The sequence below is a fragment of the Streptomyces sp. bgisy027 genome (assembly GCF_057710365.1).
In genome coordinates this window covers 1-998 of the sequence record NZ_JBYIVZ010000136.1, presented here as the reverse complement: position 1 = coordinate 998, position 998 = coordinate 1, and the positions used below count along the sequence as shown (strand labels likewise).

Annotated in this window: 1 protein-coding gene; it reads right to left on the bottom strand. The window is 72.3% G+C overall.

Annotated elements, in window-relative coordinates:
* Window positions 1-922, bottom strand: a 922-nt coding sequence (locus AC3ETA_RS47750) for an L-serine ammonia-lyase (protein WP_432199166.1), incomplete at its 3' end; no start/stop codon positions are given.
* Window positions 923-998: the final 76 nt, after the last annotated feature.

Genomic DNA, 998 nt, shown 5'->3' with positions numbered 1-998 from the left:
CGAGGTAGTAGCGCAGGACCGCCGGGATGATGCCGGCCGCGCCGTTCGTCGGGGCGGTGACCACCCGGCCGCCGGCGGCGTTCTCCTCGTTCACGGCCATCGCGTAGAGGGTCACCCACTCCATCGCGCGGCCTCTCGCGTCGCCCTCGCCGCGCAGTGCCCGCGCCGCCGCGGCCGCGCGCCGACGGACCTTCAGGCCGCCCGGGAGAATGCCCTCCCGGCCCAGCCCCCGTGCGACACAGGCGTCCATCACTCGCCAGATCTCCAGCAGGCCCCCGCGGATCTCCTCCTCGGTGCGCCAGGCCCTCTCGTTCTCCAGCATCAGCGCGGAGATCGACAGGCCGGTCTCCCGGGCGAGCCGCAGCAGTTCGTCGCCCGTGCGGAACGGGTGGGGCAGCACCGTCTCGTCGGGCTTGACGCGGTCCGCGCCGACCGCGTCCTCGTCGACGACGAAGCCACCGCCGACGGAGTAGTACGTCCTCTCCGCCAAGGGAACACCATCGGCGCCGTACGCGAAGAGGATCATGCCGTTGGCGTGGTACGGCAGTGAACGCCTGCGGTGCAGGACCAGTTGGGTCGGGACGTCGAAGTCGATCTCGTGGGCCGGGCCGATCTCGGCGCCGAGGAGGCGAAGGCGACCGGTGGCCAGGATCCGCTCGACGTCGAGGTCGGCCTCGGTGACGTCGACGGTGTGCGGCTCGTTGCCCTCCAGACCGAGCAGGACCGCCTTGGGGGTGCCGTGGCCGTGGCCGGTGGCGCCGAGGGAGCCGAACAACTCGGCCCGTACGGCGGTGGTCCGGGCGAGCACACCGTCCTGCTTCAGCCGGGTCACGAACATCCCGGCGGCACGCATCGGGCCGACGGTGTGCGAACTGGAGGGGCCGATGCCGATCGAGAACAGGTCGAAGACGCTGATTGCCACGCCGTGCTCCGTGGGAGGGGCGGGGCGCGCCGGTCGGTGACGGGCACGCCCCTGCGGGAGGTTGTCCGTCAGAGGC